General features: G+C 64.7%; 22 protein-coding genes. 14 read left to right on the top strand and 8 right to left on the bottom strand.

What is annotated here, in order from left to right:
• Positions 1–64: 64 nt before the first annotated feature.
• Complete coding sequence (locus L2Y96_RS18555; protein WP_247329160.1) at positions 65–1,063, bottom strand: polyprenyl synthetase family protein; 999 nt, start codon at positions 1,061–1,063, stop codon at positions 65–67.
• Between the two features lie 133 nt (positions 1,064–1,196).
• Between L2Y96_RS18555 and L2Y96_RS18550 the strand changes: the two genes are divergently transcribed.
• The 3 genes from L2Y96_RS18550 (at position 1,197) to L2Y96_RS18540 (ending at position 3,723) form a co-directional block, all read left to right on the top strand.
• Positions 1,197–2,408: an MFS transporter gene (locus L2Y96_RS18550; RefSeq protein ID WP_247329158.1), complete on the top strand. Its 1,212-nt coding sequence runs from the start codon at positions 1,197–1,199 to the stop codon at positions 2,406–2,408.
• A gap of 198 nt (positions 2,409–2,606) precedes the next feature.
• Positions 2,607–3,224, top strand: coding sequence for a single-stranded DNA-binding protein (gene ssb / locus L2Y96_RS18545; RefSeq protein ID WP_247329156.1), 618 nt, complete (start codon positions 2,607–2,609; stop codon positions 3,222–3,224).
• Positions 3,202–3,723: a lipid-A-disaccharide synthase N-terminal domain-containing protein gene (locus L2Y96_RS18540; protein ID WP_247329154.1), complete on the top strand. Its 522-nt coding sequence runs from the start codon at positions 3,202–3,204 to the stop codon at positions 3,721–3,723. Before ssb ends, L2Y96_RS18540 begins: the two co-directional genes overlap by 23 nt.
• A gap of 87 nt (positions 3,724–3,810) precedes the next feature.
• On the opposite strand, the gene L2Y96_RS18535 is transcribed toward L2Y96_RS18540, so the two are convergent.
• Complete coding sequence (locus tag L2Y96_RS18535) at positions 3,811–4,224, bottom strand: energy transducer TonB (protein WP_247329152.1); 414 nt, start codon at positions 4,222–4,224, stop codon at positions 3,811–3,813.
• A gap of 280 nt (positions 4,225–4,504) precedes the next feature.
• Between L2Y96_RS18535 and L2Y96_RS18530 the strand changes: the two genes are divergently transcribed.
• Positions 4,505–5,188 carry a type 1 glutamine amidotransferase domain-containing protein gene (locus tag L2Y96_RS18530; RefSeq protein WP_247329150.1) on the top strand — a complete coding sequence of 228 codons (684 nt, stop codon included), beginning with the start codon at positions 4,505–4,507 and terminating at the stop codon, positions 5,186–5,188.
• 224 nt (positions 5,189–5,412) lie between these two features.
• Positions 5,413–6,675 carry an epoxide hydrolase family protein gene (locus L2Y96_RS18525; RefSeq protein WP_247329148.1) on the top strand — a complete coding sequence of 421 codons (1,263 nt, stop codon included), beginning with the start codon at positions 5,413–5,415 and terminating at the stop codon, positions 6,673–6,675.
• Here L2Y96_RS18525 and L2Y96_RS18520 read toward each other — a convergent pair.
• Complete coding sequence (locus tag L2Y96_RS18520) at positions 6,653–8,155, bottom strand: FAD-dependent oxidoreductase (protein WP_247329147.1); 1,503 nt, start codon at positions 8,153–8,155, stop codon at positions 6,653–6,655. The genes L2Y96_RS18525 and L2Y96_RS18520 overlap by 23 nt on opposite strands.
• Before the next feature lie 48 nt (positions 8,156–8,203).
• Here L2Y96_RS18520 and L2Y96_RS18515 point away from each other — a divergent pair, with 48 nt between their 5' ends.
• On the top strand, positions 8,204–8,695 hold the full coding sequence (locus L2Y96_RS18515) for a MarR family winged helix-turn-helix transcriptional regulator (RefSeq protein WP_247329145.1): 492 nt from the start codon (positions 8,204–8,206) through the stop codon (positions 8,693–8,695).
• On the opposite strand, the gene L2Y96_RS18510 is transcribed toward L2Y96_RS18515, so the two are convergent.
• Positions 8,687–9,592, bottom strand: a complete 906-nt coding sequence (locus L2Y96_RS18510) for a LysR family transcriptional regulator (RefSeq protein ID WP_247329144.1) — start codon at positions 9,590–9,592, stop codon at positions 8,687–8,689. The genes L2Y96_RS18515 and L2Y96_RS18510 overlap by 9 nt on opposite strands.
• Positions 9,593–9,688: 96 nt before the next feature.
• On the opposite strand from L2Y96_RS18510, the gene L2Y96_RS18505 reads away from it, so the two are divergent.
• The 5 genes from L2Y96_RS18505 (at position 9,689) to ku (ending at position 15,511) form a co-directional block, all read left to right on the top strand.
• Positions 9,689–10,564 carry an aldo/keto reductase family oxidoreductase gene (locus tag L2Y96_RS18505; RefSeq protein ID WP_247329141.1) on the top strand — a complete coding sequence of 292 codons (876 nt, stop codon included), beginning with the start codon at positions 9,689–9,691 and terminating at the stop codon, positions 10,562–10,564.
• A 72-nt stretch (positions 10,565–10,636) separates the two neighbouring features.
• Positions 10,637–11,512: an EamA family transporter gene (locus L2Y96_RS18500; RefSeq protein WP_247329138.1), complete on the top strand. Its 876-nt coding sequence runs from the start codon at positions 10,637–10,639 to the stop codon at positions 11,510–11,512.
• Positions 11,513–12,052: 540 nt separating this feature from the next.
• Positions 12,053–12,310: a hypothetical protein gene (locus L2Y96_RS18495; RefSeq protein ID WP_247329137.1), complete on the top strand. Its 258-nt coding sequence runs from the start codon at positions 12,053–12,055 to the stop codon at positions 12,308–12,310.
• A gap of 161 nt (positions 12,311–12,471) precedes the next feature.
• Complete coding sequence (locus L2Y96_RS18490; RefSeq protein WP_247329135.1) at positions 12,472–14,379, top strand: CocE/NonD family hydrolase; 1,908 nt, start codon at positions 12,472–12,474, stop codon at positions 14,377–14,379.
• Between the two features lie 166 nt (positions 14,380–14,545).
• Positions 14,546–15,511, top strand: a complete 966-nt coding sequence (ku, locus tag L2Y96_RS18485) for a non-homologous end joining protein Ku (protein ID WP_247329133.1) — start codon at positions 14,546–14,548, stop codon at positions 15,509–15,511.
• A 113-nt stretch (positions 15,512–15,624) separates the two neighbouring features.
• Here the strand turns inward: ku and L2Y96_RS18480 are convergent, their stop codons facing one another.
• The 4 genes from L2Y96_RS18480 to L2Y96_RS18465 form a co-directional block, all read right to left on the bottom strand.
• On the bottom strand, positions 15,625–16,845 hold the full coding sequence (locus L2Y96_RS18480) for an AGE family epimerase/isomerase (RefSeq protein ID WP_247329131.1): 1,221 nt from the start codon (positions 16,843–16,845) through the stop codon (positions 15,625–15,627).
• On the bottom strand, positions 16,842–17,831 hold the full coding sequence (locus tag L2Y96_RS18475; RefSeq protein ID WP_247329130.1) for a carbohydrate kinase family protein: 990 nt from the start codon (positions 17,829–17,831) through the stop codon (positions 16,842–16,844). The genes L2Y96_RS18480 and L2Y96_RS18475 overlap by 4 nt, the downstream gene beginning before the upstream one ends.
• A gap of 73 nt (positions 17,832–17,904) precedes the next feature.
• Positions 17,905–19,230 carry an L-fucose:H+ symporter permease gene (gene fucP / locus L2Y96_RS18470; protein WP_425492441.1) on the bottom strand — a complete coding sequence of 442 codons (1,326 nt, stop codon included), beginning with the start codon at positions 19,228–19,230 and terminating at the stop codon, positions 17,905–17,907.
• 20 nt (positions 19,231–19,250) lie between these two features.
• Entirely contained in the window at positions 19,251–20,300 is a 1,050-nt protein-coding gene (locus L2Y96_RS18465) for a LacI family DNA-binding transcriptional regulator (RefSeq protein WP_247329128.1), read from the bottom strand.
• A gap of 175 nt (positions 20,301–20,475) precedes the next feature.
• Between L2Y96_RS18465 and L2Y96_RS18460 the strand changes: the two genes are divergently transcribed.
• The 3 genes from L2Y96_RS18460 to L2Y96_RS18450 all read left to right on the top strand — a co-directional run bounded on the left by L2Y96_RS18460 (position 20,476) and on the right by L2Y96_RS18450 (position 25,312).
• Positions 20,476–22,821 (top strand): GH92 family glycosyl hydrolase, encoded by a 2,346-nt coding sequence (locus L2Y96_RS18460; protein ID WP_425492440.1) that lies wholly within the window; start codon positions 20,476–20,478, stop codon positions 22,819–22,821.
• 248 nt (positions 22,822–23,069) lie between these two features.
• On the top strand, positions 23,070–24,869 hold the full coding sequence (locus L2Y96_RS18455; protein WP_247329126.1) for a sensor histidine kinase: 1,800 nt from the start codon (positions 23,070–23,072) through the stop codon (positions 24,867–24,869).
• Complete coding sequence (locus L2Y96_RS18450; protein WP_247329124.1) at positions 24,866–25,312, top strand: response regulator; 447 nt, start codon at positions 24,866–24,868, stop codon at positions 25,310–25,312. The genes L2Y96_RS18455 and L2Y96_RS18450 overlap by 4 nt, the downstream gene beginning before the upstream one ends.
• The last annotated feature ends 8 nt before the right edge of the window (positions 25,313–25,320 follow it).

Here is a 25,320-nt window from a genome sequence, read left to right as displayed (position 1 = left end):
GGGTCTGTGGCTCTTTCGCGAAAGATGTCGCTCACAGGGTGAGCTCCTACGGGATGCCGTTCGTTCAGAACCGGCGTTCGACGCTGTAGTCGGCCAGGGTCAGCAACGCATCGCGGTGTGCCGAGGCCGGCAACGCCGCCAGCGCATCCTTCGCCGCCACGGCATGCGACACCGCCCTGGCGTGCACGCGATCGAGCGCGCCGGAATCGCGGATGGCCGCGATGATGCGGTCCAGCGAATCCAGGCCGCCGTGTTCGATGGCGTGGCGCAGCGATTTCAGCTGCTCGGCATCCGCCGTCTGCATGGCGAAGATCAGGGGCAGGGTGGGCTTGCCCTCGGCGAGGTCGTCGCCGATGTTCTTGCCGAGCGTATCGGCATCGGACACGTAATCGAGCAGGTCGTCGGCGATCTGGAATGCGTAGCCGAGCTCCATGCCGTAGCGGCGCAGCGCCGCGACCTGGTCATCGGGCAGGCCGCCCAGCACGCCGCCGAGCTCGGTGGCCGCGGCGAACAGCACGGCCGTCTTGCGTTCGATCACGGCGAGGTACGCCGCCTCGTCCACATCCGCGTTGCCGATGTTCAGCAACTGCAGCACCTCGCCCTCGGCGATGGTGTTGGTGGTGTTGGCGAGGATGCGCATGATCCGCATGTCGTCCAGTTCCACCATGAGCTGGAACGAGCGCGAGTAGAGGAAATCGCCCACCAGCACGCTGGCCGCGTTACCCCACAGGGCGTTCGCGGTCTTGCGGCCGCGGCGCATGTCGGATTCATCCACCACATCGTCATGGAGCAGGGTGGAGGTGTGGATGAACTCGATGATGGCGGCGAGCTTGGCGTGCTCGGTGCCCTGGTAGCCCGCGGTGCGGGCGGCCAGCACATGCAGCATCGGGCGCAGGCGCTTACCGCCACCCGCGATGATGTGCTCGGCGATCTGGTTGATCAGGACGACATCGGAGGACAGGCGATGCCGGATGAGTGCATCCACCTCCCGCATATCGTCGGCGGCCAAGGCGCGGACGCTGGCGAAATCAATGGGGGTCTGGCTTTCGGCAATGGAGGACATGGGCCCGGTCGTGGATGCGGCAAATCAGCCCACATTATAGGGGTGCGGTTCATGTTTGAACCGTCATGGCGCCGCAGGTCCCTATAATCGTCTCCGGCACCGGTCCTGGTGCCAGGAACGGATCGAACCTTCGGTGAGCCAGCTCAGCCCCCTGGAACGACGCAGCGCCCTGACCCTGGCCCTGGTGATCAGCCTGCGGCTGTTCGGCCTGTTCCTCATCCTTCCCGTCTTCTCCGTGTATGCCCGGGCCATGCCCGATGCCACCCCGCTGCTGATCGGCGTGGCCCTTGGCGTGTACGGCATCGGCCAGATGCTGCTCCAGGTGCCCCTGGGCATGCTCTCCGACCGGATCGGCCGCAAGCCCGCGATCAGCCTGGGCCTCTTGGTCTTCGCCGTGGGTGGGGCCGTGGCGGCCATGTCGCATACCCTCACCGGCATCATCATCGGCCGGGCCCTGCAGGGCATGGGGGCGGTGGCGGGCGCCGGTACGGCCCTGGCCGCCGACCTCACCGCTGACGCCAACCGCAGCAAGGTGATGGGCATTATCGGTGTCTCCATTGGCCTGTCGTTCCTGCTGGCGCTCATCCTGGGCCCGCCGCTGGAGGCCGTGGCCGGGCTGGGCGGCCTGTTTGGCCTGACGTCGTTGTTGGCACTCGGTGCCATGCTCCTCCTCTGGTGGCTGGTGCCGACCCCGGCACGGGCCGAACGGCCGGCCACGGGCACCGTCCGCGACATCCTGGCCATGCTGGGTGATCGCTCCATGCTGGTGCTCAACGGCTCGGTGTTCTTCCTGCATGCCCTGCTCACGGCTTGCTTCGTCGGCCTGCCGCTCCTGCTGACCGATACGTTCGAGGTGCCCGTGGCCCGGCACTGGACCCTTTACCTCCCGGTGATGGTGATCGCCGCGCTGGTGATGGGCGCCTTCATGCCGCGCATGCGCGATGCGGCCCGCAGCGCCCGGATGGTGGTGGGCTGCGTCGTGGCCCTCGGCCTCGCGCTGGCCGGCATGGCCCTGACCACTTCCCACGAATGGCTGCTGGGCTCGGCCGTGGCCGTGTTCTTCTCGGCCTTCAACCTGCTCGAGGCCGCGCTGCCCAGCCTGGTCTCCCGGCTCGCACCGGCCCATCTGCGCGGGGCCGCCATGGGTGCGTATTCCACCAGCCAGTTTTTCGGCGCCTTCGTGGGCGGGGCGCTGGGCGGGTGGGCCCTCGGCGCCCTCGGCCTGAAGGGCGTCTTCGGCGCCGCGGCGGCACTCACGCTGTTCTGGCTCCCCCTGGTCCTACGCAACGCCGCCCTTGTAGGGGCGCGCTCGCGCGCGACCGGCAACGCGGCAAGCCTCGACTAAGCAGTACCTCTGTCCCGCCCAGGCGCCCGCCCACCGTGTCGCCCCAGCGTGAGACAAACCCTACGCACCGTCGGGTGAAAAAGGCCTTGCCCGAGCATTGCCCAAGGCCCCACCATCGCCCACACTATCCGGTCCGCTCTTCCGGTAGCCCCCTGGCTGCCTGGTGCGAAGGGCGCATCACGTAAACGAGGAAAATCCATGGCACGCGGCATCAACAAGGTCATCATCGTCGGCAATCTCGGCGCCGATCCGGAAACCCGTTACACCGGCAGCGGCACGGCGATCACCAGCCTGCGCATCGCTACGTCGGAAAACTGGACCGACAAGCAGAGCGGCGAAAAGCAGGAACGCACCGAGTGGCACCGCGTGAAGCTGTTCGGCAAGCTCGCCGAGATCTCGGGCGAGTACCTCAAGAAGGGCCGTCAGGTCTACATCGAAGGCTCGCTGCGTACCGACAAGTACACCGATAAGGACGGCGTCGAACGCTACAGCACCGACATCATCGCCAACGAGATGCAGATGCTCGGTGGCCAGGGTGGCGGCGAAGGCGGTGGCGGTGGCTTCGGCGGCGGCAGCCGTCCGCAGCAGTCGCGCGGCGGCCAGGGCGGTGGCGGTAACTACGGCGGTGGCGGCGGCAATAACTACGGCGGTGGTGGCGGTGGCCAGCAGCGCGGTGGCCAGGGCGGCGGCTACGGCGGTGGCGGTGGCAACCGCGGCGGCGATGACTACGGCCAGCAGCGCAGCGGCGGCAACGCCCCGCAGCGTTCGGCCCCGCCGGTCAACGAAGGCTTTGATGACGACGATATTCCGTTCTGAGTCGGCGTATCGACCGCTTACGCACGCGTTGAAAAAGAGCCCCGTCGACCGGGGCTTTTTTTTGTCACGCCGCTCTTCAGGCTACCATTGCGATAGCAGCGCGTCGTACGGATTTCCTGACGACACCATCTCATCCACCACGTGGCAGGCTATGAAATCCAGTGAAGGTTTTCTCGAGCCCTATCTCAATCACCTTGCGCCCTGGCTGTACACGGATTCCGTGATCTGGACGATCGTCGGGCTGTCGGGTGGTTTTTTGTTCAGTTCTCGCTTTGTTTTACAGTGGCTTCATTCCGAGCGCTCAGGTCGACTCGTGGTCCCGGCGCTCTTCTGGCACATCAGCTTTTGGGGCAGTCTTCTCTCGCTCATCTATGCGCTTCATCTCGACAAATTGCCGATTATTCTGAGCTACTTTTTCCTGCCTGCTCTTTATGCAAGAAACCTTTGGTTGCTCAAGAGAGGTAAGGAAGTCGACAAAGAAGTATCCCGCGTTCAGTAGCGACGGTGGCCTTCCCTGCTGATCAACGAAGGCTTCGATGACGACGATATGCCGTTGTGATGCATCGTTGCGTTTCTCGCTGCGGGATCACTGCCGCGGTGTCACCGTTGGCTGCCCATTCACCAGCGCAAACTGAAACGCATAGTCCAGGCTAAATGGCGCAGCCTTCTTCGTATGGCTGATGTTGCCCTTGCCATCATCGAATTCCTCGATCAGGTACATCGGTGTGTACCGCCATTGCATCACGGCGTCGCGGCATGCGGCGAGGAATAGCAGGTGTTCGGGTGATGTCGTGGTATCGAGATCACGCACTTCCGTCACCGTGCCAGCCTCGTTGACGATGGCCTTCACTCGCACCGTGGTTTCGGGCAGTTGCTGTCGCACCAGGGACGATGGGTAAACCGGCGGCTCGTTCGTAATGGACTGGGCGCCGAACGCGTGCTCACTGCGTTTGAGCTGGTATTGGCCCGAAGCCGGGGTTGGCACGAGGGCGTAGCTCACTTCCCCTTTTGGCGGCGGTCCTTCTGGCTTGGCAGAGACGGGCGCCACGGTATGGCAAGCCTGTAGGGCGAAAGCGGCGGTCAGCAAAACCGCGGCGAAACGAACATTACTTGGGCCGTGCATCGAGTCCCTTCCTTTGCCTGGTCACCCGATCATGCCACGGGTGGGCGCCATGAAGGGCGGAGGGGCGCGATTTCGCAATTACGCGCGGGAATCGGCAATCACCCTTTCGAGTGACGGGCTTAGCGTCGTGCTTTCCCCTCTCGCCCGAAGGTGTGCCATGAAGATCCTGATGGTGATCACGTCCCACGACCAGCTCGGCAATACAGGCAAGAAAACCGGCTTCTGGCTGGAGGAATTCGCCGCGCCGTATTACGTGTTCAAAGAAGCGGGCGTGGAGATGGTGCTGTCATCACCGAAGGGTGGCCAGCCGCCGTTCGATCCCAAGAGCGACGAGAAAGAGTTCCAGACCGAACTGACCGCGCGCTACAAGCAGGATAAAGACGCGCAAAGAGAACTGGCGAACACCGTCACGCTATCCACTGTGAAACATGATGGCTTCGATGCGGTGTTCTACCCCGGTGGCCATGGTCCCATGTGGGACCTCGCGGAAGACCCGGATTCCATCGCGTTGCTAGAGTCGTTCTACAAGGCCGGTAAATACCTGGCACTCGTATGCCACGCACCCGGCGTGCTGCGTCACGTCAAAGCGCCCGATGGCAACTGGCTGGTGAAGGGCAAGAAGGTCACCGGCTTCACCAATACGGAAGAAGAGGCGGTGCAACTGACCAAAGTCGTGCCGTTCCTCGTCGAGGACGAGCTCAAGGCGAAGGGCGGCATCTTCTCCAAGACCGACGACTGGAAACCCTACGTGCTGATCGACGGGAAGCTGGTGACTGGCCAAAACCCCGCCTCGTCGGGGCCTGGCGCGACCGTGCTGCTGGCGCTCCTCCGGTCCCGATAGGCGACTCGCTTGAATGCGCTTGCGGCGCCTGCGGTTGCAAGACGCGCAGGGAGTGTCGTCCGCAAGCTCTGTGGCGATCGGTTCCTCGCTCATTCACCTTGTGGCGTCCGCTGGCAGGCCTGGCGCCGTAGGAGCATTCCATGTCGCATGGTGTCCTGCCTCTGATTCGTGTTCCGTTGCTTTTGGCGTGCGCGCTGGTTAGCACGGCATCGCTTGTGCCTACCATGGCCAAAGGGTCACCTCCTGCTTCACCCCCGGGCGCGACGGCCGCCGGCGGCGGCATGTTCCTCGACATGACCGACGATTCGTCGATCCGCCCCTTCTCAGGCCTGCATGTGTCAGACGACGACCTCGCCGACCTGCTCCGCCGTGTGAAGTCCACCAAATGGCCGGACAAGGAAATCGTCGCCGACGATACGCAGGGCGTGCAGCTGGATACGATGAAAAAGCTCGCCGACTACTGGGCGACGAGCTATGACTGGCGCAAGTTCGAGAAGCGCCTGGATGCGATCCCGATGTTCGTCACCACGATCGATGGCGTGGACATCCAGTTCATCCACGTCAAGTCGAAGAACAAACACGCGTTGCCGCTCATCATCACGCACGGCTGGCCCGGCTCGATCGTTGAGCAGCTGAAGATCATCGACCCGCTGGTGAATCCTACGAAACACGGCGGCAAGGCATCCGATTCGTTCGATGTGGTGATTCCTTCGTTGCCCGGATACGGACTCTCAGGGAAGCCCGCAGCGACGGGTTGGGATCCCCAGCACATCGCTCGCGCGTGGACGATCCTGATGAAACGCCTCGGCTACAAGCACTTCGTGGCACAGGGCGGCGATTGGGGTAATGCGATTTCCGAGCAGATGGCGGTGCAGGCGCCGCCGGAACTGCTCGGCATCAGCACGAACATGGCGGCGACCGTGCCGGACGATATCGCCAAGGCCCTGGCGGCAGGTGAGCCTGCGCCCGCCAGCCTCTCCGCCGATGAGAAGAAGGCATACGAGCAGCTCGACGATTTCTACAAACACGGCCTCGGCTACGCGCAGGAGATGGCCGGCCGCCCGCAAACGCTGTACGCGCTTGCCGATTCACCCATTGGCCTCGCGGCGTGGATGATCGATCACGATATTCGCAGCTACCGCCTGATCCGCCGCGTGTTCGATGGCGAAACGGAAGGCCTGTCGAAGGATGACATCATCGATAACATCTGTTTCTACTGGTTCACCAACACGGCGGTGTCGTCCGCGCGCTTGTACTGGGAAAGCAAGCTGCCGTTCTTCGCGCCGAAGCACATCCAGATCCCGGTAGCCGTCAGCGCTTTCCCCGATGAGATCTACCAGGCACCGGAGAGCTGGGCGAAGGCGGCGTACCCGAAGCTCATCCACTACAAACGCCTTCCGAAAGGTGGCCACTTTGCCGCCTGGGAACAGCCCGATGCGTTCGTCACCGAGCTGCGCGAATCGTTCAGGCCGCTGCGGAAGAATTAAGCGCCATGTAGGCAAGCAGGGCGTCGGTATGGGCTGCATCGGCGATGGCGCCGATGTAGCCGTCCGGCCGGATCAGTACCCATGCGCCTGCGGGCAGCCCGTACGCGGCCTGGAAGTGGCCGCCGTCGTCACGAAGCTCGTGCCCCTCACCGATCATATGCATGTGCACATTCGCACGCGATGGCAGTCGCGTGCGGTCCGCACCGACGCCAAGCAAGGTCCAGTGCGGCCCGCGAAGCAGATCGAACAGACGCACAGGCTGGCCGCCTGCACCACGAAGCGGCGCGTCAGGTGCGCGATCACCGGCGACGACCGTGGCATCGTCAAGCGCCGGCGCGTCCACGGCGAGCGAGCTACCCGCATAACCGAGATCGAGCTGCTGCGTTTCGCGCGTCCGGCGCATGCTGCCCTGCTTCAGCGCATCGAGCATGCGCGTGGCGAGGCCGAGCATGCCGGCGGCGATGGGGCGGCGTTCTTCTTCGTACGTATCCAATAGTGCTGCTGGCGCGCCACCGAGCACGGCGGCCAGCTTCCAGCCCAGGTTGTACGCATCCTGCGTGCTGGTATTGAGGCCCTGGCCGCCCGTCGGCGGGTGTACGTGCGCCGCATCACCCACGAGAAACACATCGCCCACGCGGTAGTGGTCGGCAAGGCGCGCGCTCATGCTGTACGCAGAGGCCCAGTGCACCTGCTCCACGCGGAGGTCATGGCGACCGGTACGCTCGAGCACGAACGCTTGCAACCCGGCGACGGAAAGGTCCACCTCACCTTCCAGCGGGATCGGCGCCTGGATCTGGAACAGGTCGGTACCCGCCAGCGGGCAGAGAGCGATCTGACGTTGCATGTCGCCATCACCAAAGCGATGCCACGCATCGCGCTCAAGACCGCTGAGGTTCACGTCGGCCACGATGGCGCGTACACCGAGTTCCTTGCCGGGGAAGCCGATCTCCAGCGTGCGACGGATGAAGCTGCGCCCGCCATCGGCGGCGATGAGGTAGCGCGCGCAGACGGTCTCTTCGCCATTCGGCCCCGCGATCGTCGCGGTGACGCCTTCTGCGGCCTGGGTGAAGCCTGCCAGCGTATGGCCGAACTCAACGCGACCACCCAGCTCCACGAGCCGATCGCGGAGGACGCCTTCGGTGAGGAACTGCGGCAGCATCAGCGGCGTGCCGTAGGGCTCGGCCGGCGTAGCGGCAGCTTCAGCGATGGCGAGCGCGTCGTGGCTGCTCCCGTCGGCGGCGTGGTGGCGCACGAGCGGGTAGGGGCCGCCGATGGCGGCCATGCGGTCCACGACGCCGATGTCATCGAAGATCTCGAGGGTGCGTGGCTGGATACCTTTGCCGCGCGATCCCTGGAACGGGACCGGCTGCTTTTCGATGAGTCGGAATCGCACGCCGCGGCGGGCGAGCTCGATGCCGAGGGTGAGGCCGGATGCGCCGGCGCCGCAGATCAGGACATCGACGGACGAGGACTGGGTCATGGCTGGCTCCGAAATAGGTGTAAGATGCACATATCGCGGGAGCATCCTATGTCAGATCAAAAATATGTGCAAGATGCACATAATCGTGAGCAATTGCGGTCCCTCCACGGCGCGCTGATCAGCCTGGTGGGCGTCATGAACCGGCCGCAGGGCGATGAAGCCCTGATCCGGGAGGCCGGCATCAAGCTGGATCGAGCGCTGTTTCCCCCGCTCGTGCTAATCGAGCGCCTGGGCCCGATCGGTGTGGTGGAACTGGCCGACCGGATCGGTCGCGACTACACGACGCTGAGCCGGCAGGTGGCGAAGCTGGAGAGCCTGGGCCTCGTCAGCCGTCGGCCGCAGCCCGGCGACCGTCGCGTGCGCGAATCGGTGATTACCGAGGAGGGCAGTGCGATGACGGCGATGATCGACGCCGCCCGCTTGCGTATGGCGGGGCAGGTGTTCGCCGATTGGGATGCGCGGGATTTCGACGACCTCGTCAGGCTGATGCGCAAGTTCGCCGACGCGCTGGAAGCGCGGGTGGATCCGCCCTCAGGCTGAGGCGCCGGTTTCGCGAATGAAATCGACGAAGGCGCGTAGCGGCGAGGGCAGGTGCTTGCGCCCCGGGTAATACAGGAAGGGGCCACTGAACTCCTGCACCCAGTCATCGAGCACCGTGACGAGAGCACCGCTTTTCAGCGGCGCGCGCAGCCAGTCGTCGAACAGATGGACGATACCGAGTCCGGCGACGGCACCATCCACGGCCAGGTCGAACGCGGAGCCCTGGCGCACGAGCAGCGGACCCTGCGGTTCAACGAGGACCACCTCACCTTCGCGCTCGAACTCCCACGCTGGGATCCGCCCGCCCGAGAATTGACCGCGCATGCAGCGATGCCGGAGCAGGTCGCGCGGATGGGTGGGGGTGCCGTGCTCGGCCAGGTACGCAGGCGCCGCCGCCGTGACCAGCCGCTGCGTGCGCGGGCCGATCGGCAGGGCGACCATATCCAGCTCGAGCCGCTCGTCGTAGCGGATGCCCGCATCGCAGCCCGCGGCGAGCAGGTCGACGAAGCTGTCTTCCACCACGATCTCCAGGCGGATATCGGGGTAGCGCTCGAGGAAGGGGAAGATGATCGGCTGCAACACCGTCTTCGCGATATTGGCGGGCACGTTGATGCGCAGCGTCCCCGCCGGGCGGTCACGGAAGTGGTTCACCACATCGAGCGCGGCTTCCACTTCGCTAAACGCGGGCGCCAGGCGCTCGGCCAGGCGGGCGCCGACTTCGGTGGGGGCCACCGAGCGGGTGGTGCGGTTGAGCAGGCGCACGCCCATCGAGGCCTCGATGCGGCGTACGGCCTCGCTCAGGCTGGAAGCCGACTGCCCGGCGGTGCGGGCTGCCTCACGAAAGCCGTTGGCGCGGACCACGGCGAGGAAGGCGGAAAGATCCTGGAAGTCGGTCATTGTTCGGAATGCCGTACGGCCCGTGCCGGTTTGAACGGATTATCGCGCAAAGCAGGAGCGCCTATAGTCCTCTCAACCCCAATGGAGTGACCACCGATGACCGACATTTCGAAGTCTGGCAGCTGGACCCTCGGCGACCGCAAGGTCCACCGCATCGGTTACGGCGCCATGCAGCTGGCTGGCCCGGGCGTGTTTGGCCCGCCGAAGGATCACGCCACCGCGCTTGCCGTGCTCCGCGAGGCGATCGACTCGGGCGTGAACCACATCGACACCAGCGACTTCTACGGCCCGCACGTCACCAACAAGCTGATTCGCGAGGCGCTGAGCCCGTACCCGGATGACCTGACCATCGTGACCAAGGTTGGGGCCACCCGTGGTGACGATGCCTCGTGGAACCCGGCGCAGAAGCCGGCCGAGCTGAAGGCCGCCGTGCACGACAACCTGCGCAACCTGGGTGTGGACGTGATCGACGTGGTGAATATGCGTCTCATGGGCGATATCCATGCGCCGAAGGAAGGCTCGATCGAGGAGCAGTTCACCGCGCTGGCCGAGCTGCAGCAGCAGGGCCTCATCCGCCATCTTGGCCTGAGCAACGCCACGCTGGCCCAGGTGAAGGAAGCGCAGCGCATTGCGCCGGTGGTGTGCGTGCAGAACCAGTACAACCTGGTGCAGCGCGCCGATGACGGCCTGGTGGATGCGCTGAACGAGATGGGCATCGCTTACGTGCCGTTCTTCCCGCTGGGCGGTTTCAGCCCGCTGCAATCCGACAAGCTCGCGGCCGTGGCGAAGCATCTTGACGAGACGCCGATGCAGGTGGCGCTGGCCTGGCTGCTGCACCGCTCACCGAACATCCTGCTGATCCCAGGCACCTCCTCGCTCACCCACCTGCGCCAGAACCTCGACGCCGCGAACCTCGTCCTGCCGCACGAAGTGCTCGAAGACCTCGAAGCCATCGGCAAGACCACCGCCTGACGAAACACGCTCTTGTAGGAGCGAGCTTGCTCGCTCCTACAAGAGCGTGTGGCTCTCGGCTAGAGTTCGGGCATGGAATCCCAGAAAGCCCCCTGGCTACCCGCGCTTGCCGTGCTCGGGTCGGTCACCTCGTTGTGCATCGGCACCTCATTCGCCAAGAAGCTCTTCCCCCTGGTGGGGGCTGAGGGCACGTCGGCCCTGCGCGTCGGCTTTTCGGCGATCGTGCTGTTGCTGTTCTGGCGGCCGTGGCGCTGGCCGCTTAGCCGGCGCGATGCCGGGTTCGTCATCCGCTACGGGCTCACCCTGGGCGTGATGAACCTGCTGTTCTACATGGCCTTGCGCACCATCCCGTTCGGCCTGGCCGTGGCCATCGAATTCAGTGGGCCGCTGGCGGTGGCCATGCTTTCTTCGCGCCGCCCCGTGGATTTCCTCTGGCTCGCCAGCGCCATGGTCGGCCTTGCGATGCTGCTGCCGCTGGGCCAGCAATCCACGCTGGACCCAACGGGTGTCATGTTCGCGCTGGGTGCCGCGGTCTGCTGGGCGTTGTACATCCTGTTCGGCAAACAGGCGGGCCACCTGCACGCCGGGCACTCGGTCTCCCTTGGCCTCGTCGCCGCCAGCCTGGTGGTGGTGCCATTCGGTATCGCGCATGCCGGAGCCCAGCTGCTCAACCCGATGATCCTGGCGGCGGGCGTGGGCATCGCGATCGTATCGAGCGCTATCCCGATGTCCCTGGAAATGATGGCGCTCAAGCGGCTGCCCAGCCAGACCTTCGGGATCATGGTGAGTCTCGAGCCGGCGGTCGCGTCGTTCCTGGCCATGCTGTTGCTTGGCGAGCACCTCACCAGCCACCAGTGGCTCGCGATCGGTTTCATCGTGTTGGCATCGATCGGCAGCACGATGACGGCAAGACGCGCACGGCCCGAGTCGGCCGAGCTCGCAGGCTAGCTTTTCCGCCCGCACACGCCAGCGACCGTGCCCGGGCCGTCTGGAGGGTCAAAATTGTCAACCTTCACGTGTCGTTTGCTGTGACCTCTTTCATAGGAATTCAGCCGCCGTTGCCGACCGTGGACGGGGAGATCGCGACTTTTCGTGCGCTTGCCCGGGGCGGCCGCTTTGCGCGAAATGACGCGCTTTTAGGCATATGCGTTCAGGTTGCCGGACGCTTCCGGCCCGGTCGCAGGGATACGCGGCGTATACATCGTGTCATAATGCCAACTTAACCATGACAAGTCGGGGGGCTAGCCGCGTGCGTGAAGACCCGTTTATTCTGAAAATGGCTGGGAACGCGTCTGAGCTGCGTCGTTTCACAGACTCGCTTCACCATTGTCGTTAAGCCCTAGACGCGGTTATCTTCGGATAGGTACGTCCAGCGTGTTACACCGATAAGCCCGCAAGTGCGGTGGTAGCCGTGGAGGGTTCCGCCTTACGTGGTGGGTATCAACCGTCGCATTTGCTTCATAAAAACATTTAGAGGAGCCACACACCATGAAGTTTGCCCCGATCGCCGCTCTCGCCCTCATCGCCGTCGCCGCCCTCTCGGGCTGCAACAAGAGCGAAGACAACGCTGCCCCGGCCGACACCGCCCCGGCTGCTGCTTCGACCGCCGCTCCGGCTGCTGCCCCGGCTGAGGCTCCGGCCGCTGCTTCGACCGCCGCTCCGGCTGCCGACGCTGCTCCGGCTGCTGCTTCGACCGCCGCTCCGGCTGCCGACGCTCCGGCCGCTGCTTCGACCGCTGCCAAGTAATTGCGCGCACTGGCCCGTCCGGGCCAGGTCGAAAGGAAACGCCGCCCTTCGGGGCGGCGTTTTTTTATGCCCGCCATCCATGACGGGTGGCCATGGTGTCCCGGCGATGGATGCGGCAGGCTAGGGCGGTTATGCCGTCCCACTGCCACAGGAACCGCCTGATGCCTCGTCGTTCGCTGCCGTACTCCCTGCTTGCCCTCTCCCTCGCTGTTGCCGCTGGCCTCGCCACGGCCCAGACCGCCCCGATGACCCCGGATATCCCGGCGAAGTACGAGGCGCCGACGACGGCCGATAACTTCATCAAGCGCGTGGTCGAGATCCCCATGCGCGATGGCGTCACGCTGCACACGGTGATCGTGATCCCCAAGGGCGCGAAGCACGCCCCGATCCTGCTCACCCGCACGCCCTATAACGCCGACGGCCGCGCCGCCCGCGCCGATGCGCATACCATGCGCGACCTGCTGCCCCAGGGCGACGAGGTGTTCGTCGATGCCGGCTACATCCGCGTGTTCCAGGATGTGCGCGGCAAGTACGGCTCCAAGGGCGATTACGTGATGACCCGCCCGCTGATCGGTCCGCTCAACGACACCAAGGTCGATCACTCCACCGATGCGTACGACACGATCGACTGGCTGGTGAAGAACCTGCCGGAGTCGAACGGCAAGGTCGGCATGCTGGGGTCCTCCTACGAGGGCTTCACCGTAGTCATGGCCCTGGTGAATCCGCACCCGGCGCTCAAGGTGGCCGCGCCCGAGAGCCCGATGGTCGATGGCTGGATGGGCGATGACTGGTTCCACTACGGCGCCTACCGCCAGACCAACTTCGATTACTTCACCGGCCAGACCACCAAGGCCGGCAAGGGCAGCGAGATCACCCGCGCGGGCTACGACGATTACGAGAACTTCCTGCGCGCCGGCTCGGCGGGCGATTACGCCCATGCCGCCGGCATCGATAACCTGCCGTACTGGCGCAAGGTGAGCGAGCATCCGGCCTACGACAGCTTCTGGTCCAACCAGGCGCTTGACAAGGTGATGGCGAAGCAGCCGCTCAAGGTGCCCACCATGTGGCTGCAGGGCCTGTGGGACCAGGAAGACATGTGGGGTGCGATCCACAGCTACGAAGCGGTGGAGCCGAAGGACAAGGGCAACGACAAGAACTTCCTCGTGATGGGCCCGTGGCGCCACAGTCAGGTGAACTACGGTGCCGCCTCGCTCGGTGCGCTGAACTGGGATGGCGATACGGCCCTTCAGTTCCGTCGCGACGTGCTGCTGCCGTTCTTCAACCAGTACCTGGTGGATGGCGCGCCCAAGGCCAACACGCCGCCGGTGCTCATCTACAACACGGGCGAAAACCACTGGGATCGCTTCAAGAGCTGGCCGCAGGCGAAGGGCACCAAACCGCTCTACCTCGAAGCCAACGGCGGCCTCTCGTTCACCGCGCCGGCGGCGGATGCGCCGAAGTACGACGAGTACGTCTCCGACCCGGCCAAGCCCGTGCCGTACGTGCCGCGCCCGGTGCACTTCGCGGATCGCCAGTCGTGGACGACCTGGCTGGTGCACGACCAGCGCTTCGTCGACGGCCGCCCCGACGTGCTTACCTACGTGACCGAGCCGCTCACCGCGCCGCTGCGTGTCGCGGGTGCGCCCCAGGTGAACCTCTACGCCTCGACCAGCGGCACGGATAGCGACTGGGTGGTGAAGCTCATCGACGTCTACCCGGATACGAATGCCAGCAATCCTGAAATGGGCGGCTACGAGCTGTCGGTTTCGATGGACATCTTCCGCGGCCGTTACCGCGAGAGCTTCAGCGAACCGAAGGCGCTTACCCCGAACACGCCGCTGCAGTACAAGTTCGGCCTGCCGACGGTGAACCACACCTTCCTCCCGGGCCACCGGGTGATGGTTCAGGTGCAGTCGTCGTGGTTCCCGCTGTACGACCGCAACCCGCAGACCTACGTGCCGAACATCTTCTTCGCCAAGCCGTCCGATTACGTGAAGGCCACGCAGCAGGTGTTCCACACCCCAGGCGAAGCCAGCGCGATCGAACTGCCCGTCGTCGAAGGCAAATAACCCACCGCCCCACCGTAGGAGCCCACCCTGTGGGCGACATCTTTCGCCTCACCGCTACAGGCCCTGTGGCGTTATCGCGAACGGCGTCGCCCACAGGGTGGGCTCCTACGTTTTCTCTACATGGCTGGCGCGATGCTGGCGATCCCTCTGCTCGAGGATCGCCCCCATGGCCCGCCCGATCTGGACCGGTACGCTCTCGTTCGGCTTGCTCAACGTACCGATCCGGCTGATGACCGGAGAGCGCCGCAGCGATATCCACTTCCGCATGCTCGACCAGCGCGATAACACGCCGGTGCGCTACGAGCGGGTGAACGCCGATACCGGCGAGGAAGTGCCCTGGAAGGACATCGTCAAGGCGTTCGAATACCAGAAGGGCAATTACGTCGTCCTCGAAGAGGAGGACATCAAGAGTGCGGCCAGCGATGCCCACGAGACCGTGGAGATCGATAGCTTCATCGATGCCGGTGACATCCCCCCGGCCTACTTCGAGAAGCCCTATATCCTCGCGCCGGCCAAGAAGGCCGAGAAGGGCTACGTGCTCCTGCGCGAGACGCTGAAGAAGACGGGAAAGATCGGTATCGCCCGGGTGGTGATCCGCACGCGCGAATACCTGGCCGCGGTGATGCCCGAGGGCGATGCGCTGCTGCTGAACATCCTGCGCTACGAGGCCGAACTGGTCGATCCGGAGGAATACGGGCTGCCGGCGAAAGAGGCAGCGGCCTACCGGATCACGCCGAAGGAAATCCAGATGGCGAGCGATCTGGTGAAATCCATGGCCGGCAAGTGGAAGCCCGGCGACTACCGCGATGATTTCCGCGACAAGCTGCGCAAGGCGATCGAAAAGCGCCTGAAGAGCAAGGGCATCACCACGACGGTGAACGAGGAAGACGAGCGCGTACCCGAGCACGCCACCACCAACGTGGTGGACTTCATGGCGCTACTGAAGAAGAGCATCGGCGCGAAGAAGCGCACGCCAGCGAAAAAAGCAGCCGTGAAGAACGCTGCCACGAAGAAGACCGCGGCGAAAAAAGCCACTGCGGAAAAGGCCCCCGCAAAGAAAACGGCGGCCCCAAAGGCCGCCGCTAAGAAATCCACGACACGCAAGGCACCCGCCAAAAAACGCCGCGCCTAACGTGCTGTTGTAGGAGCCCACCCTGTGGGCGACATCTTTCGCGAAAGAGCCACAGGCCCTGTAGCGTTCGTACGAAAGGCGTCGCCCACAGGGTGGGCTCCTACCGGGGCGATTTACGCGCCCTGCATGCGGCGCAGCGAAGCCATCACTTCGTAGCACGCGCCCATGGTGTGGTAGTCGGTCTTGCCCGCCGGGCTCTTCTCGTCGTCGTACTTCGAGTTGTCGCGGTGCAGGATGCGGTACCACGCACCGTACTTGTGGTCGACGAAGTACTCCCAGCTGTACGCCCAGATGCGCTGGTACCACTCGTCGTACTTCGTGTCGCCGGTGGTTTCGAACAGCAGCTGCGCAGCGGCCAGCGATTCGGCCTGCACCCAGAAATACTTGTCGTCGTCGCACACTTCGCCTTCCGGCGCGAAGCCGTAAGCGATGCCGCCGTATTCCTTGTCCCACGCCTTATCCAGCGCCACGTCGAACAGGTGCGCACCGGTCGGGACCAGCCACGCCTTATGGCGCGAGGTGCCCTTGGTGTAGCGCTCCAGCATCATGAGCAGCTTGGCCCACTCGGTCTGGTGGCCCGGCTGGAAACCCCACGGACGGAACAGGTGCTTCGGATTATCGAGGTTGTACTCCCAGTCGATCGTCCAGTTCTCGTGGTAGTGCTCCCAGATCAGCTTCTGCGGGGTCAGGCCCGCCTGGCGCTGGGTCATGTTCTCGGCAAGCAGCATGGCGCGGTCGAGGTAGCGATCTTCCTTCGTGGCTTCCCACGCGGCGATCATGGCCTCGGTCATGTGCATGTTGGCGTTCTGGCCGCGGTAACCGGTGAAGTTCCAGTCCTTGTCAGCCTCGTCGCGGTACAGGCCGTACGACGGCTCCCAGTAGCGCTTCTCGAGCAGGTCCCAGATCTCGCCCTGCCAGGCGCGGGCTTCGTCGAAGCCCACCTTCACGCCGCACGAATAGGCCAGCAGCATGAAGGCCAGGCCGTAGCAGTGGTTCATCTGGTCATCGCGCTGGCCATCCTTGATGGTCCAGGCGTAGCCGCCCGTCGCCGGGTTCAGATGCACCTCGCGCAGGTACTTCAGGCCGTGCATGGTGAGTTCCTTGTCTTCGGGCTTGCCGAATTCCAGGAAGGCCATGGCGTGGTTGAACACGAAGCGCGTGCTCGAGACCAGGTGGCGATCGACACGGTCGTACACCGAGCCATCGTCCTTGTAGTACTGGAAGAAGCCGCCGTTGGTGTCGACTTCGTTCGGTGCGTAGAACTTCATGGTCGTGGCGACGTGCTCGCGGAGCACGTTCACGTCATGGAAATTGGGGAGGGGGACGTTCGTCATGCGTGCTTCTCCATAAAGGCCTTGACTTCGGCCTGGTCGGGAATGGCGGTGAACGAGCCTTTGCGCGTCGCCGTGATGGCGCCACACGCGGCAGCGAAACGGATCAGGTCGGTCAGGCGGGCCTCGTCGGCCACCAGGGCGTCGAGGTCGGCGTGCGTGGTGCCAGCGGCTGCCAGGCGGGCCAGCATGCCGCCCACGAAGGCGTCACCGGCGGCGGTGGTATCCACCGCTTCAACCTTGTAGCCCGGGATCACGCCGTTCGCGTTCCGCGTGAACCAGCGCATCGGTGCCGGGCCATCGGTGATCAGCAGCAGGCGGGCCTTGCCGTCCCAGAGGCGCTTGAGCACGGCCTCGTCGGAACCGGCGCCTTCATGTACCACCGCGAACTCTTCCGCGCTGAGCTTGATCACATCGGCTTCGGAAAGCGTCTGCCACAGGCGGCCCAGCTGGGCATCCTGCTCGTGGCCCTTCGGCCAGAGGGCAGGGCGCAGGTTCATGTCGAAGCTGACGAGCGCACCCGCGGCGCGGGCACGGCGCATGCCTTCGACGGTGGTTTCCGCGATGGCACCTTCGGTCAGCGAGTTGGAGCAGACGTGGAAGATCGCCACGTCATCGAACGCTTCCTTGCGGAAGTGTTCGGGGCGGAACAGCAGGTCAGCCGCCGGCGGGCGGTAGAAGCTGAAGCTGCGGTCGCCGTTTTCGTCATGGGCCACGAAGGCGAGCGCGGTGCGCGCCTCATCGGTGCGGGCCACGTCTTCCACGCCGACGCCGAGGTCGGTGAGGCTCTTCAGCAGGAAATCGCCAAACATGTCGCGAGCGAGCATGCCGGCAAAGCGCGCACGCGCCCCGAGCAGGGCAGCGGCGACGGCGACGTTGGCGGGGGCGCCGCCAGCAAACGGAACGAAGGCGGGAGGCTGACCGGCGCCGCCCTGGGGCTGTGCGTGGAAATCGATCAGCGCCTCGCCGAAGCAGAGGATGGAAGACATGCTTACGGCCTGTCCTTGGTGCGGGTAAAAAATACGACGGCCGGTGGTGTGCCGGCCGTCGCCATGAGAGGTCTTAGCGAGCGGCGACAGGCGTGCCGCGGACCTTGGAGCCGGAAAGGCCAAAGAACACGATGTACAGGTAGCAGATCAGCGGGATGAAGAACGCGTGCTGCAGACCGATCTGGTCGGCCACCACGCCCTGGATCCACGGGATGAGCGCGCCACCGACGATGGCCATGATGAGCAGGGCCGAAGCCTTGCCGGTCAGCGGACCCATGCGCTCGATGCCCAGCGAGAAGATCGTCGGGAACATGATCGAGTTGAACAGGCCGATGGCCACGATGCTGTAGGTGGCGATGAAGCCCGTGGTCAGCATGGTGGTGATGACGAGCAGCACGTTGACCACGGCGAACGCGGCGAGCAGCTTGCGCGGCGAGAACTTGGCCAGCAGGGCCGAGCCGATGAAGCGGCCGACCATCGCGCCACCCCAGTAGAACGCCACGTGGTTAGCGGCGACCGGGCCGGTCATGTTGCCGATCTCCGGCAGCTGCAGGTAGTTGATCATGAAGCTGCCGATCGACACTTCGCCGCCGACGTAGAAGAAGATGCCGAGCACGCCGAAGAACACGTGCGGGGTCTTCAGGGCGTCCATCAGCGAGTGCTGGCCTTCATCGGCCTTCTCGGTGGTTTCTTCCAGCTTCGGCAGGTTGAACAGGTACACGCCGATGGCGAGCAGCACCAGCACCACGGCCAGGCCGATGTACGGGCCCTGCACCGAGGAAGCCTCGTGCGCGCGGTAGGTGACCTGCTCGGCGGCCGAGAGCTTGGCCACGTCGGCGCTGGACTTCACTTCGTTCGACAGGATCAGGATGCCGCCGAAGAACGGGGCCAGGAAGGTACCGAACGAGTTCAGGGCCTGGGCCAGCGTGAGGCGGCTCGAGGCGGTCTTCTCGGGGCCCAGCAGGGCGACGTACGGGTTGGCAGCCACCTGCAGCACGGTGATACCCGTGGCCAGGATGAACAGCGCGCCGAGGAAGAATTCATACACGCGCAGGCCGGCAGCCGGCCAGAACAGGGCGGCGCCAATACCGGTGATGATCAGGCCAGCCACGATGCCCTTCTTGTAGCCCAGGGCATTCACGAGCTTGCCGGCAGGCAGCGACATGATGAAGTACGCGCCGAAGAACGTGAACTGGATGAGCAGCGCCTGCGCGTAGTTCAGCTCGAACACGGCCTTCAGGTGCGGGATCAGGATGTCATTGAGGCAGGTAATGAAGCCCCACATGAAGAAGATGGTCGACATCACCCCCAGCGCGAGCGGGAAGTAGGTGTAGCGGGTGTCGCCCGTGGTCGACGCGGAGGACGACGAGTTGGGCAATGGCGTGGATCCGGTGGCCATAGGGCGCTCCATTGAGTGGGTCAGGGGGAAGACGGTGCGCAGCTGCTATCGCGTACGACAAGGCGTACCGGCGCGATCGTATAGGCTGTGTCCGTCTCGGGATTGCGAAGTCTTTCCAGGATGAGTTCGGCGCTGCGCCGGCCCAACCCGCGCGGATCAACCGCGATGGTGGTAAGCGGCGGCACGCAAACTTCCGCTTCGGCGACGTCATCGAAGCCGGTCAGGGCGAAATCCTCACCCGGGCGGCGGCCCCGCTTGGTCAGGCCAAGCATAAGGCCAAGGGCGACGGCGTCGTTGTAGCAAACTGCTGCCGTGGGTGCCGGGTCGCGCGCGAACAGCGCGCCAGTCTGGCGGGCGGCTTCCAGGCGGGTAGGGGCGCTTTCGATCAGCCACGCCGGGTCGACCTTGAGGCCGGCGGCCTTCATGGCATCGGCATAGCCGCGGCGGCGCTGGGCCACCGAGCTGGAATCGCTGTGGCCACCGAAGAAGGCGATGCGCTGGTGGCCCAGCTCGATCAGGTGCTGCGTAGCAAGCCGCGCACCGTGCTCGTTATCCATCTCCAGGGTGTCCCAACGGTGCGAACCATCGTCGTCGGGCAGCTCGCGGTTGAAGACGAGCAGGGGCGTATGCATGCCCACGGCGGTAAGGACCCGCTCACCGTCGCTGCCTTCGGCCGGGGAGAGGATGATGCCGGCGGGGCCATGCTCGATCATGGAATTGAGCACGGCCTGCTGGCGCTCGGGCGATTCGCCCGTATTGCCCAGCAGGGTGACGTAGCCGGCGCTGGCCAGGGTTTCGTCGGCCCCGGCGGCGAATTCGGCGAAGAAGGGGTTACCCAGGTCATTGATGACCAGGCCGATGCTCGAGGACGTGCGCCGGCGCAAATTGGCCGCCGCCCGGTTATAAACGTAGCCCTGGCGCTTGAGTTCGGCCTCCACCCGGGCCCGGGTAGCCGAGTTCACCAGGGGGCTGCCGCGCAGTACCAGCGAGACGGTCGCCCGCGAGACATCGCATCCCTGGGCGATATCGGCCAGCGTGACCTTGCGGCGCTGCGGGGTTGTCCTCGCCATCGTGACTCCTTCAAACGATCTAAACCGCGCGATCATCGCGCGGTAGGCCATGGGATGCATCACGCACTGCAACATGCGCGATCACGGTATCTTTGCTACGTTCGACGCGTTTGTCACGATCCAAATGGGCGTGGCCCCATTTCAGCACACGTAGTCCATCCCCGGGGAGAATCCGATGTCGAGTTCCACGCGCCTGCGCCGCGGCCTGCTGGCCGCTGCCCTGTCCCTCGCCTTGCCCGCCCTCGCCATGGCGGCATCCAGCGGCAAGGGCAACAGCCCCTTCTCGGCGGTGGATCCGATGATCGGCACGGGCGGCGATGGCCACACGTTCCCGGGCGCCACGGTGCCCTTCGGCATGGTCCAGCTGTCCCCGGATACGGCCATGCCGGACTTCAAGCATGCCTACAAGTGGGCGGCGGGCTACCAGTACGGCGATTCGAGCATCCTGGGCTTCTCGCATACGCACTTCTCCGGTAGCGGCCATTCCGACCTGGGCGACGTGCTCGTCATGCCCATCGCCGGTGACGTCAAGCTGGACCCCGGCTCTCCCGACCAGCCCGGCAGTGGCTATCGGTCGCGCTTCTCGCACGCAAGCGAGAAGGCCGAAGCAGGTTACTACGCGGTTACCCTGAGCGACTACGACGTTCGTGCCGAGTTGACGGCAAATGCGCGCGTGGGTTTCCACCGCTACACCTTCCCCAAGGGCAAGCCGGCCCACGTCCTGATGGACCTGCGCCCGAGCATCTATGACTACGAGGGCAAGGTCCTGTGGTCGACGCTGCGCGTGCGTGCCGATGGCACCGTCACCGGCGGCCGCACTACCCGTGGCTGGGCCCCGGGCCGCCAGCTCTACTTCGCCATGCGCTTCAACCAGCCCATGACCTCGCGTGAACTCAAGAACCGCGAGGAAAAGATCGTCTACCGTGGCTTTGGTGGCCCCGGTAACCGAAATGACGATACGGACGGCATCAGCGGCCGTGCGCTCGAGGGCGTGTTCGACTTCGGCAACCTTGATAAGCCGTTGATCGCCAAGGTGGCTATCTCCACCGTGAGCGAAGACAACGCCATCGCCAACCTGGACAAGGATGGCGCCGGCTTCGATTTCGATGCCCGCCGTGCCGATGCCCGCCAGATGTGGGAGAAGGCGCTCTCGGTGGTGGACCTGAAGGCCCCGGCCGATACCCGAAAGACGTTCTACACCTCGCTCTACCACGCCATGCTCTCGCCGACGCTCTCGACCGACGTGAATGGCCAGTACCGCGGCCCGGATAACCAGGTGCACACCACCCAGGGCTTCGATTTCTATTCCACGTGGTCGCTGTGGGACGTGTACCGCGCCCAGCAGCCGCTGATGACCCTGCTGGAGCCGGACAAGAGCAACGATTTCGTGAGCTCGCTGATCGCCTCGCGCGAGGCCAGCCCGTTCGGGATCCTGCCGGTGTGGGCCTACGGCGGCATGGAAACCTGGTGCATGATCGGCTACCACGCGGTGCCGGTCATCGCCGATGCCTACGTGAAGGGCATCCGCGGCTACGACCCGAAGAAGGCGCTCGACGCCATGGTCGCCAGCGCCACTTATGGCCCGTACGGCGGCCTCGATGACTACATGAAGATTGGCTATGTGCCGATCGATCACCAGCCGGAAGCGGCCTCGAAGACCGTGGAATACGCCTTCGACGACTGGGCGCTGGCGCAGGCCGCCAAGGCCATGGGCAAGGATGATGTCGCCGCGACCTTCATGAAGCGCGCCGGCAACTGGAAGAACAGCTTCGATGCGAAGACCGGCTTCCTTCGCGCCCGCAAGGCCGATGGCAACTTCCGCGAACCGTTCGATCCGTCCTCGGCCGCCTACGGCAGCGATTACACCGAAGGCAACGCCTGGCAGTACTCGTGGTACGTGCCGCAGGACGTCGCCGCGCTCATCCAGACCCTCGGTGGCAACGATGCCTTCGTGAAGAAGCTGGATTCGGTGTTCGATGCCAAGGTCGATCCCAAGTCGTTCGCGCATGTCGAGGACATCACGGGCCTGATCGGCTGGTACGCCCACGGCAACGAGCCGAGCCACCACGTGGCCTACCTGTACGACTACGCGGGCCAGCCCTGGAAGACCCAGGAGCGCCTGACCCAGATCATGCAGACCCAGTACACGCCGACCCCGACGGGCCTGGTGGGCAATGACGACCTGGGCCAGATGTCCGCCTGGTACATCTTCAGCGCGCTGGGCTTCTACCCGGTGGCTCCGGGCAGCAGCCAGTACGTGATCGGGCGCCCGTTCGTCGAGAAGGCCACGCTGAACCTGGAGAACGGCAAGCACTTCACCGTCTCCACCGACCACCTGGATGCGAAGCACCCGTACGTCGGCAGCGTGACGCTCAACGGCAAGCCGCTGGAGCGCACGTGGGTGACGCACGAAGAACTCACCGCCGGTGGCGAGCTGCACTTCACCATGGCGGCGCAGCCGTCGAAGTGGGGTACCGCTGCGGATGCTGCGCCCTATTCGATGAGCACTTCGCAGAAGTAAAGACGAACTAAGGAATCCGTCACGTGAACTTCACGTTCACGCGGCGTCCAATACCGCCCAAACCTGACGGGCGCGTGGCTCCATGGTGGTAGGTTTTCCCGGTGTTTCCGGGGGCTTACGGCACAGGGGGCTACGCGCCCGTCGTTCGTATCGACAGGGCGGGGCATGCGTTTTCAGCGAAGGGTGAACCACAACGTTTACAATGCCCGTTCACTTTGGGCAGGAGTCGTCGTGGGGATGACGAAGGCATGATCGCTCGCATCGGATGGCGCTGGCGCCTGGTAGGTTTGCTGGCCGCGGTCGTGGTCAGCGTCGCGTTGCCGTACTTCGTGACGCGTTCCAGCTCCGACCAGGCGCTGAATTCGCGTGACTGGGTCGCCCATACGGCCGATATCAAGGCCACCATCTACCGGCTGGATGCGATCCTGCGCAGCAGCGAGGCCGCCGCCTATACGCTGATCTCGGGCGGCACGCTCGATGCGGACCTTGACCGGCGGATCCACCTGCCCGAGACCCTGCTCCCAGGCGTCCTCGATGAACTGCGCGGTATGGTCCGCGACAACCCCGAGCAGATCGCCCGTATCGGCGGCATGGAAACGGTGATCAACGGTCGTATCCGGCTCACCAACGATGCCCTGGCGAAGATCAAGGCTGGTGACCGCTCGGGTGCGTTTGCCGACATGGAGGATGCCCGGCACATGTTCCCGTTCCGGGACCGCGTCGTGGAGATCCTGGGGGCGGAGACCAGGTTGCTGGACGCCCGTCGCGCCGATGCTCGCGGTACGGCTACGGATAATCGCGTGGTGCTCGGTGTGGCCGCGCTGGCGCAGATCGCGCTGCTGGTCATCGTCGTCGTGGTGTCGGAACGGCAGATCGCTATTCGCCTGGCCGCCGAATCGCGCATCGCCGATGCGGTGAAACGCTCGCAGCTCATCGTGCAAGCGGTACGCGAGCCGATCGCGATGCTCGATACGCAGTTACGCACGCTGTTGGTGAACGCGGCATTCGCCGAGCTTTATGGGTACGACACCGAGGACGAAGAAGCGCACATGCCGCTGAAGTCCATCGGCAACGGCGCGTGGGATGATCCGGCGCTGCTGCAGCGGTTGGCCGATGTCATTGCGCGCGATCGTGAGCTGTGGGATTACGAGCTCACCCAGCGCACGGTCGACGGCATCGATCGCTTTGTGGTGATCAACGCGCGGCGTATCGAGCAGCCGGATACCGAAGGCCCGGCACTGCTTGTCACCGTGAGCGACATCACGGCACGTGCCCTGGTCGAGCAGAAGGTCACCGAGCTCAACCGCCAGCTCGAGGGCAAGGTGGGGCAGGTCTCCGATGTGAATCGCGAGCTCGAAGCGTTCAGCTATTCGGTATCGCACGACCTGCGTGCGCCGCTGCGGCATATCTCCGGCTTCGCCGGCAAGCTGGAAAGCCATCTCGGCGACCAGGCCGACGAGCGCGTGCGCCATTACATCGACGTCATCAGCAATTCGTCGCGGCGCATGGCGCAGCTGATCGACGACCTGCTGGTGTTCTCTCGCCTCGGTCGTGGCGCGCTGCGCCTGCAGCCTGTGGATATGCAGTCGCTGGTGGAAGAGGCGCGTGCCCTGGTTGAGACCGACGCTCGGGACCGCCATATCGAATGGAAGATCGCCCCACTGCCTATCGTGATCGGCGATGAAAACATGCTGCGCACGGTGTGGCAGAACCTTCTCGGCAATGCGGTGAAATACACCGGCAACCGCGAGATCGGCCATATCGAAGTGAGCATGGAGCGATCGCCCGTGGGCGATTACGAGTTCACCGTGCGCGATAACGGCGCCGGCTTCGACATGCAGTACGCCAGCAAGCTGTTTGGCGTGTTCCAGCGCCTGCATCGCGCTTCCGAATTCCCCGGCAATGGCATAGGCCTTGCCAATGTACGCCGCATCATCGCGCGCCATGGTGGCCGCACCTGGGCCGAAGGTGAAACCGACCGCGGCGCCGTATTTAATTTTTCGCTGCCGGCATCCGATCTACCGGGTGCCCGCATGGGTGACGTATGAACGATAGCGACCTCCGTACCATTCTCCTCGTCGAGGATTCGCCGGCCGATGCCGAGATGGCGATCGACGCCCTGAGCGAGGCCAACCTGGCCAACGCTGTGATCCATGTCGAAGACGGCGTGGATTGCATGGATTGGCTGAACCGCAGGGGCCGCTTTGCGAACCGCAAGGAGCCGGATCCGGCGGTTATCTTGCTCGACATCAAAATGCCCAGGAAGGACGGCCTGGAAGTGCTGAAGGAATTGCGCAGCGACGAGCGCTGGAAGCGCCTTCCGGTGGTTATCCTTTCGTCGTCGCGCGAAGAGAGCGATCTGGCGCGTAGCTGGGACCTCGGTGTGAACGCCTATGTGCTGAAGCCCGTGGACGTACAACAGTTCTTCACGGCCGTGCAGACGCTCGGCCATTTCTGGGCGGTGCTCAACCAGCGCCCGGAGAGCGAATAAGGTACCGG

Source organism: Luteibacter aegosomaticola (assembly GCF_023078475.1).
GTDB lineage: Bacteria > Pseudomonadota > Gammaproteobacteria > Xanthomonadales > Rhodanobacteraceae > Luteibacter > Luteibacter aegosomaticola.
The sequence above is the reverse complement of the archived record's forward strand: the minus strand, read 5'-3'. Positions and strand labels throughout refer to the sequence as shown.

What these genes read in the sequence shown, in the direction of transcription:
- L2Y96_RS18555 (WP_247329160.1), bottom strand. Translation starts at nt 1,063, where the DNA reads ATGTCCTCCATTGCCGAAAGCCAGACCCCCATTGATTTCGCCAGCGTC.
- ssb (WP_247329156.1), top strand. Translation starts at nt 2,607, where the DNA reads ATGGCACGCGGCATCAACAAGGTCATCATCGTCGGCAATCTCGGCGCC.
- L2Y96_RS18540 (WP_247329154.1), top strand. Translation starts at nt 3,202, where the DNA reads ATGACGACGATATTCCGTTCTGAGTCGGCGTATCGACCGCTTACGCAC.
- L2Y96_RS18530 (WP_247329150.1), top strand. Translation starts at nt 4,505, where the DNA reads ATGAAGATCCTGATGGTGATCACGTCCCACGACCAGCTCGGCAATACA.
- L2Y96_RS18525 (WP_247329148.1), top strand. Translation starts at nt 5,413, where the DNA reads ATGGCCAAAGGGTCACCTCCTGCTTCACCCCCGGGCGCGACGGCCGCC.
- L2Y96_RS18520 (WP_247329147.1), bottom strand. Translation starts at nt 8,155, where the DNA reads ATGACCCAGTCCTCGTCCGTCGATGTCCTGATCTGCGGCGCCGGCGCA.
- L2Y96_RS18515 (WP_247329145.1), top strand. Translation starts at nt 8,204, where the DNA reads ATGTCAGATCAAAAATATGTGCAAGATGCACATAATCGTGAGCAATTG.
- L2Y96_RS18510 (WP_247329144.1), bottom strand. Translation starts at nt 9,592, where the DNA reads ATGACCGACTTCCAGGATCTTTCCGCCTTCCTCGCCGTGGTCCGCGCC.
- L2Y96_RS18505 (WP_247329141.1), top strand. Translation starts at nt 9,689, where the DNA reads ATGACCGACATTTCGAAGTCTGGCAGCTGGACCCTCGGCGACCGCAAG.
- L2Y96_RS18500 (WP_247329138.1), top strand. Translation starts at nt 10,637, where the DNA reads ATGGAATCCCAGAAAGCCCCCTGGCTACCCGCGCTTGCCGTGCTCGGG.
- L2Y96_RS18495 (WP_247329137.1), top strand. Translation starts at nt 12,053, where the DNA reads ATGAAGTTTGCCCCGATCGCCGCTCTCGCCCTCATCGCCGTCGCCGCC.
- L2Y96_RS18490 (WP_247329135.1), top strand. Translation starts at nt 12,472, where the DNA reads ATGCCTCGTCGTTCGCTGCCGTACTCCCTGCTTGCCCTCTCCCTCGCT.
- ku (WP_247329133.1), top strand. Translation starts at nt 14,546, where the DNA reads ATGGCCCGCCCGATCTGGACCGGTACGCTCTCGTTCGGCTTGCTCAAC.
- L2Y96_RS18480 (WP_247329131.1), bottom strand. Translation starts at nt 16,845, where the DNA reads ATGACGAACGTCCCCCTCCCCAATTTCCATGACGTGAACGTGCTCCGC.
- L2Y96_RS18475 (WP_247329130.1), bottom strand. Translation starts at nt 17,831, where the DNA reads ATGTCTTCCATCCTCTGCTTCGGCGAGGCGCTGATCGATTTCCACGCA.
- fucP (WP_425492441.1), bottom strand. Translation starts at nt 19,230, where the DNA reads ATGGCCACCGGATCCACGCCATTGCCCAACTCGTCGTCCTCCGCGTCG.
- L2Y96_RS18465 (WP_247329128.1), bottom strand. Translation starts at nt 20,300, where the DNA reads ATGGCGAGGACAACCCCGCAGCGCCGCAAGGTCACGCTGGCCGATATC.
- L2Y96_RS18460 (WP_425492440.1), top strand. Translation starts at nt 20,476, where the DNA reads ATGTCGAGTTCCACGCGCCTGCGCCGCGGCCTGCTGGCCGCTGCCCTG.
- L2Y96_RS18455 (WP_247329126.1), top strand. Translation starts at nt 23,070, where the DNA reads ATGATCGCTCGCATCGGATGGCGCTGGCGCCTGGTAGGTTTGCTGGCC.
- L2Y96_RS18450 (WP_247329124.1), top strand. Translation starts at nt 24,866, where the DNA reads ATGAACGATAGCGACCTCCGTACCATTCTCCTCGTCGAGGATTCGCCG.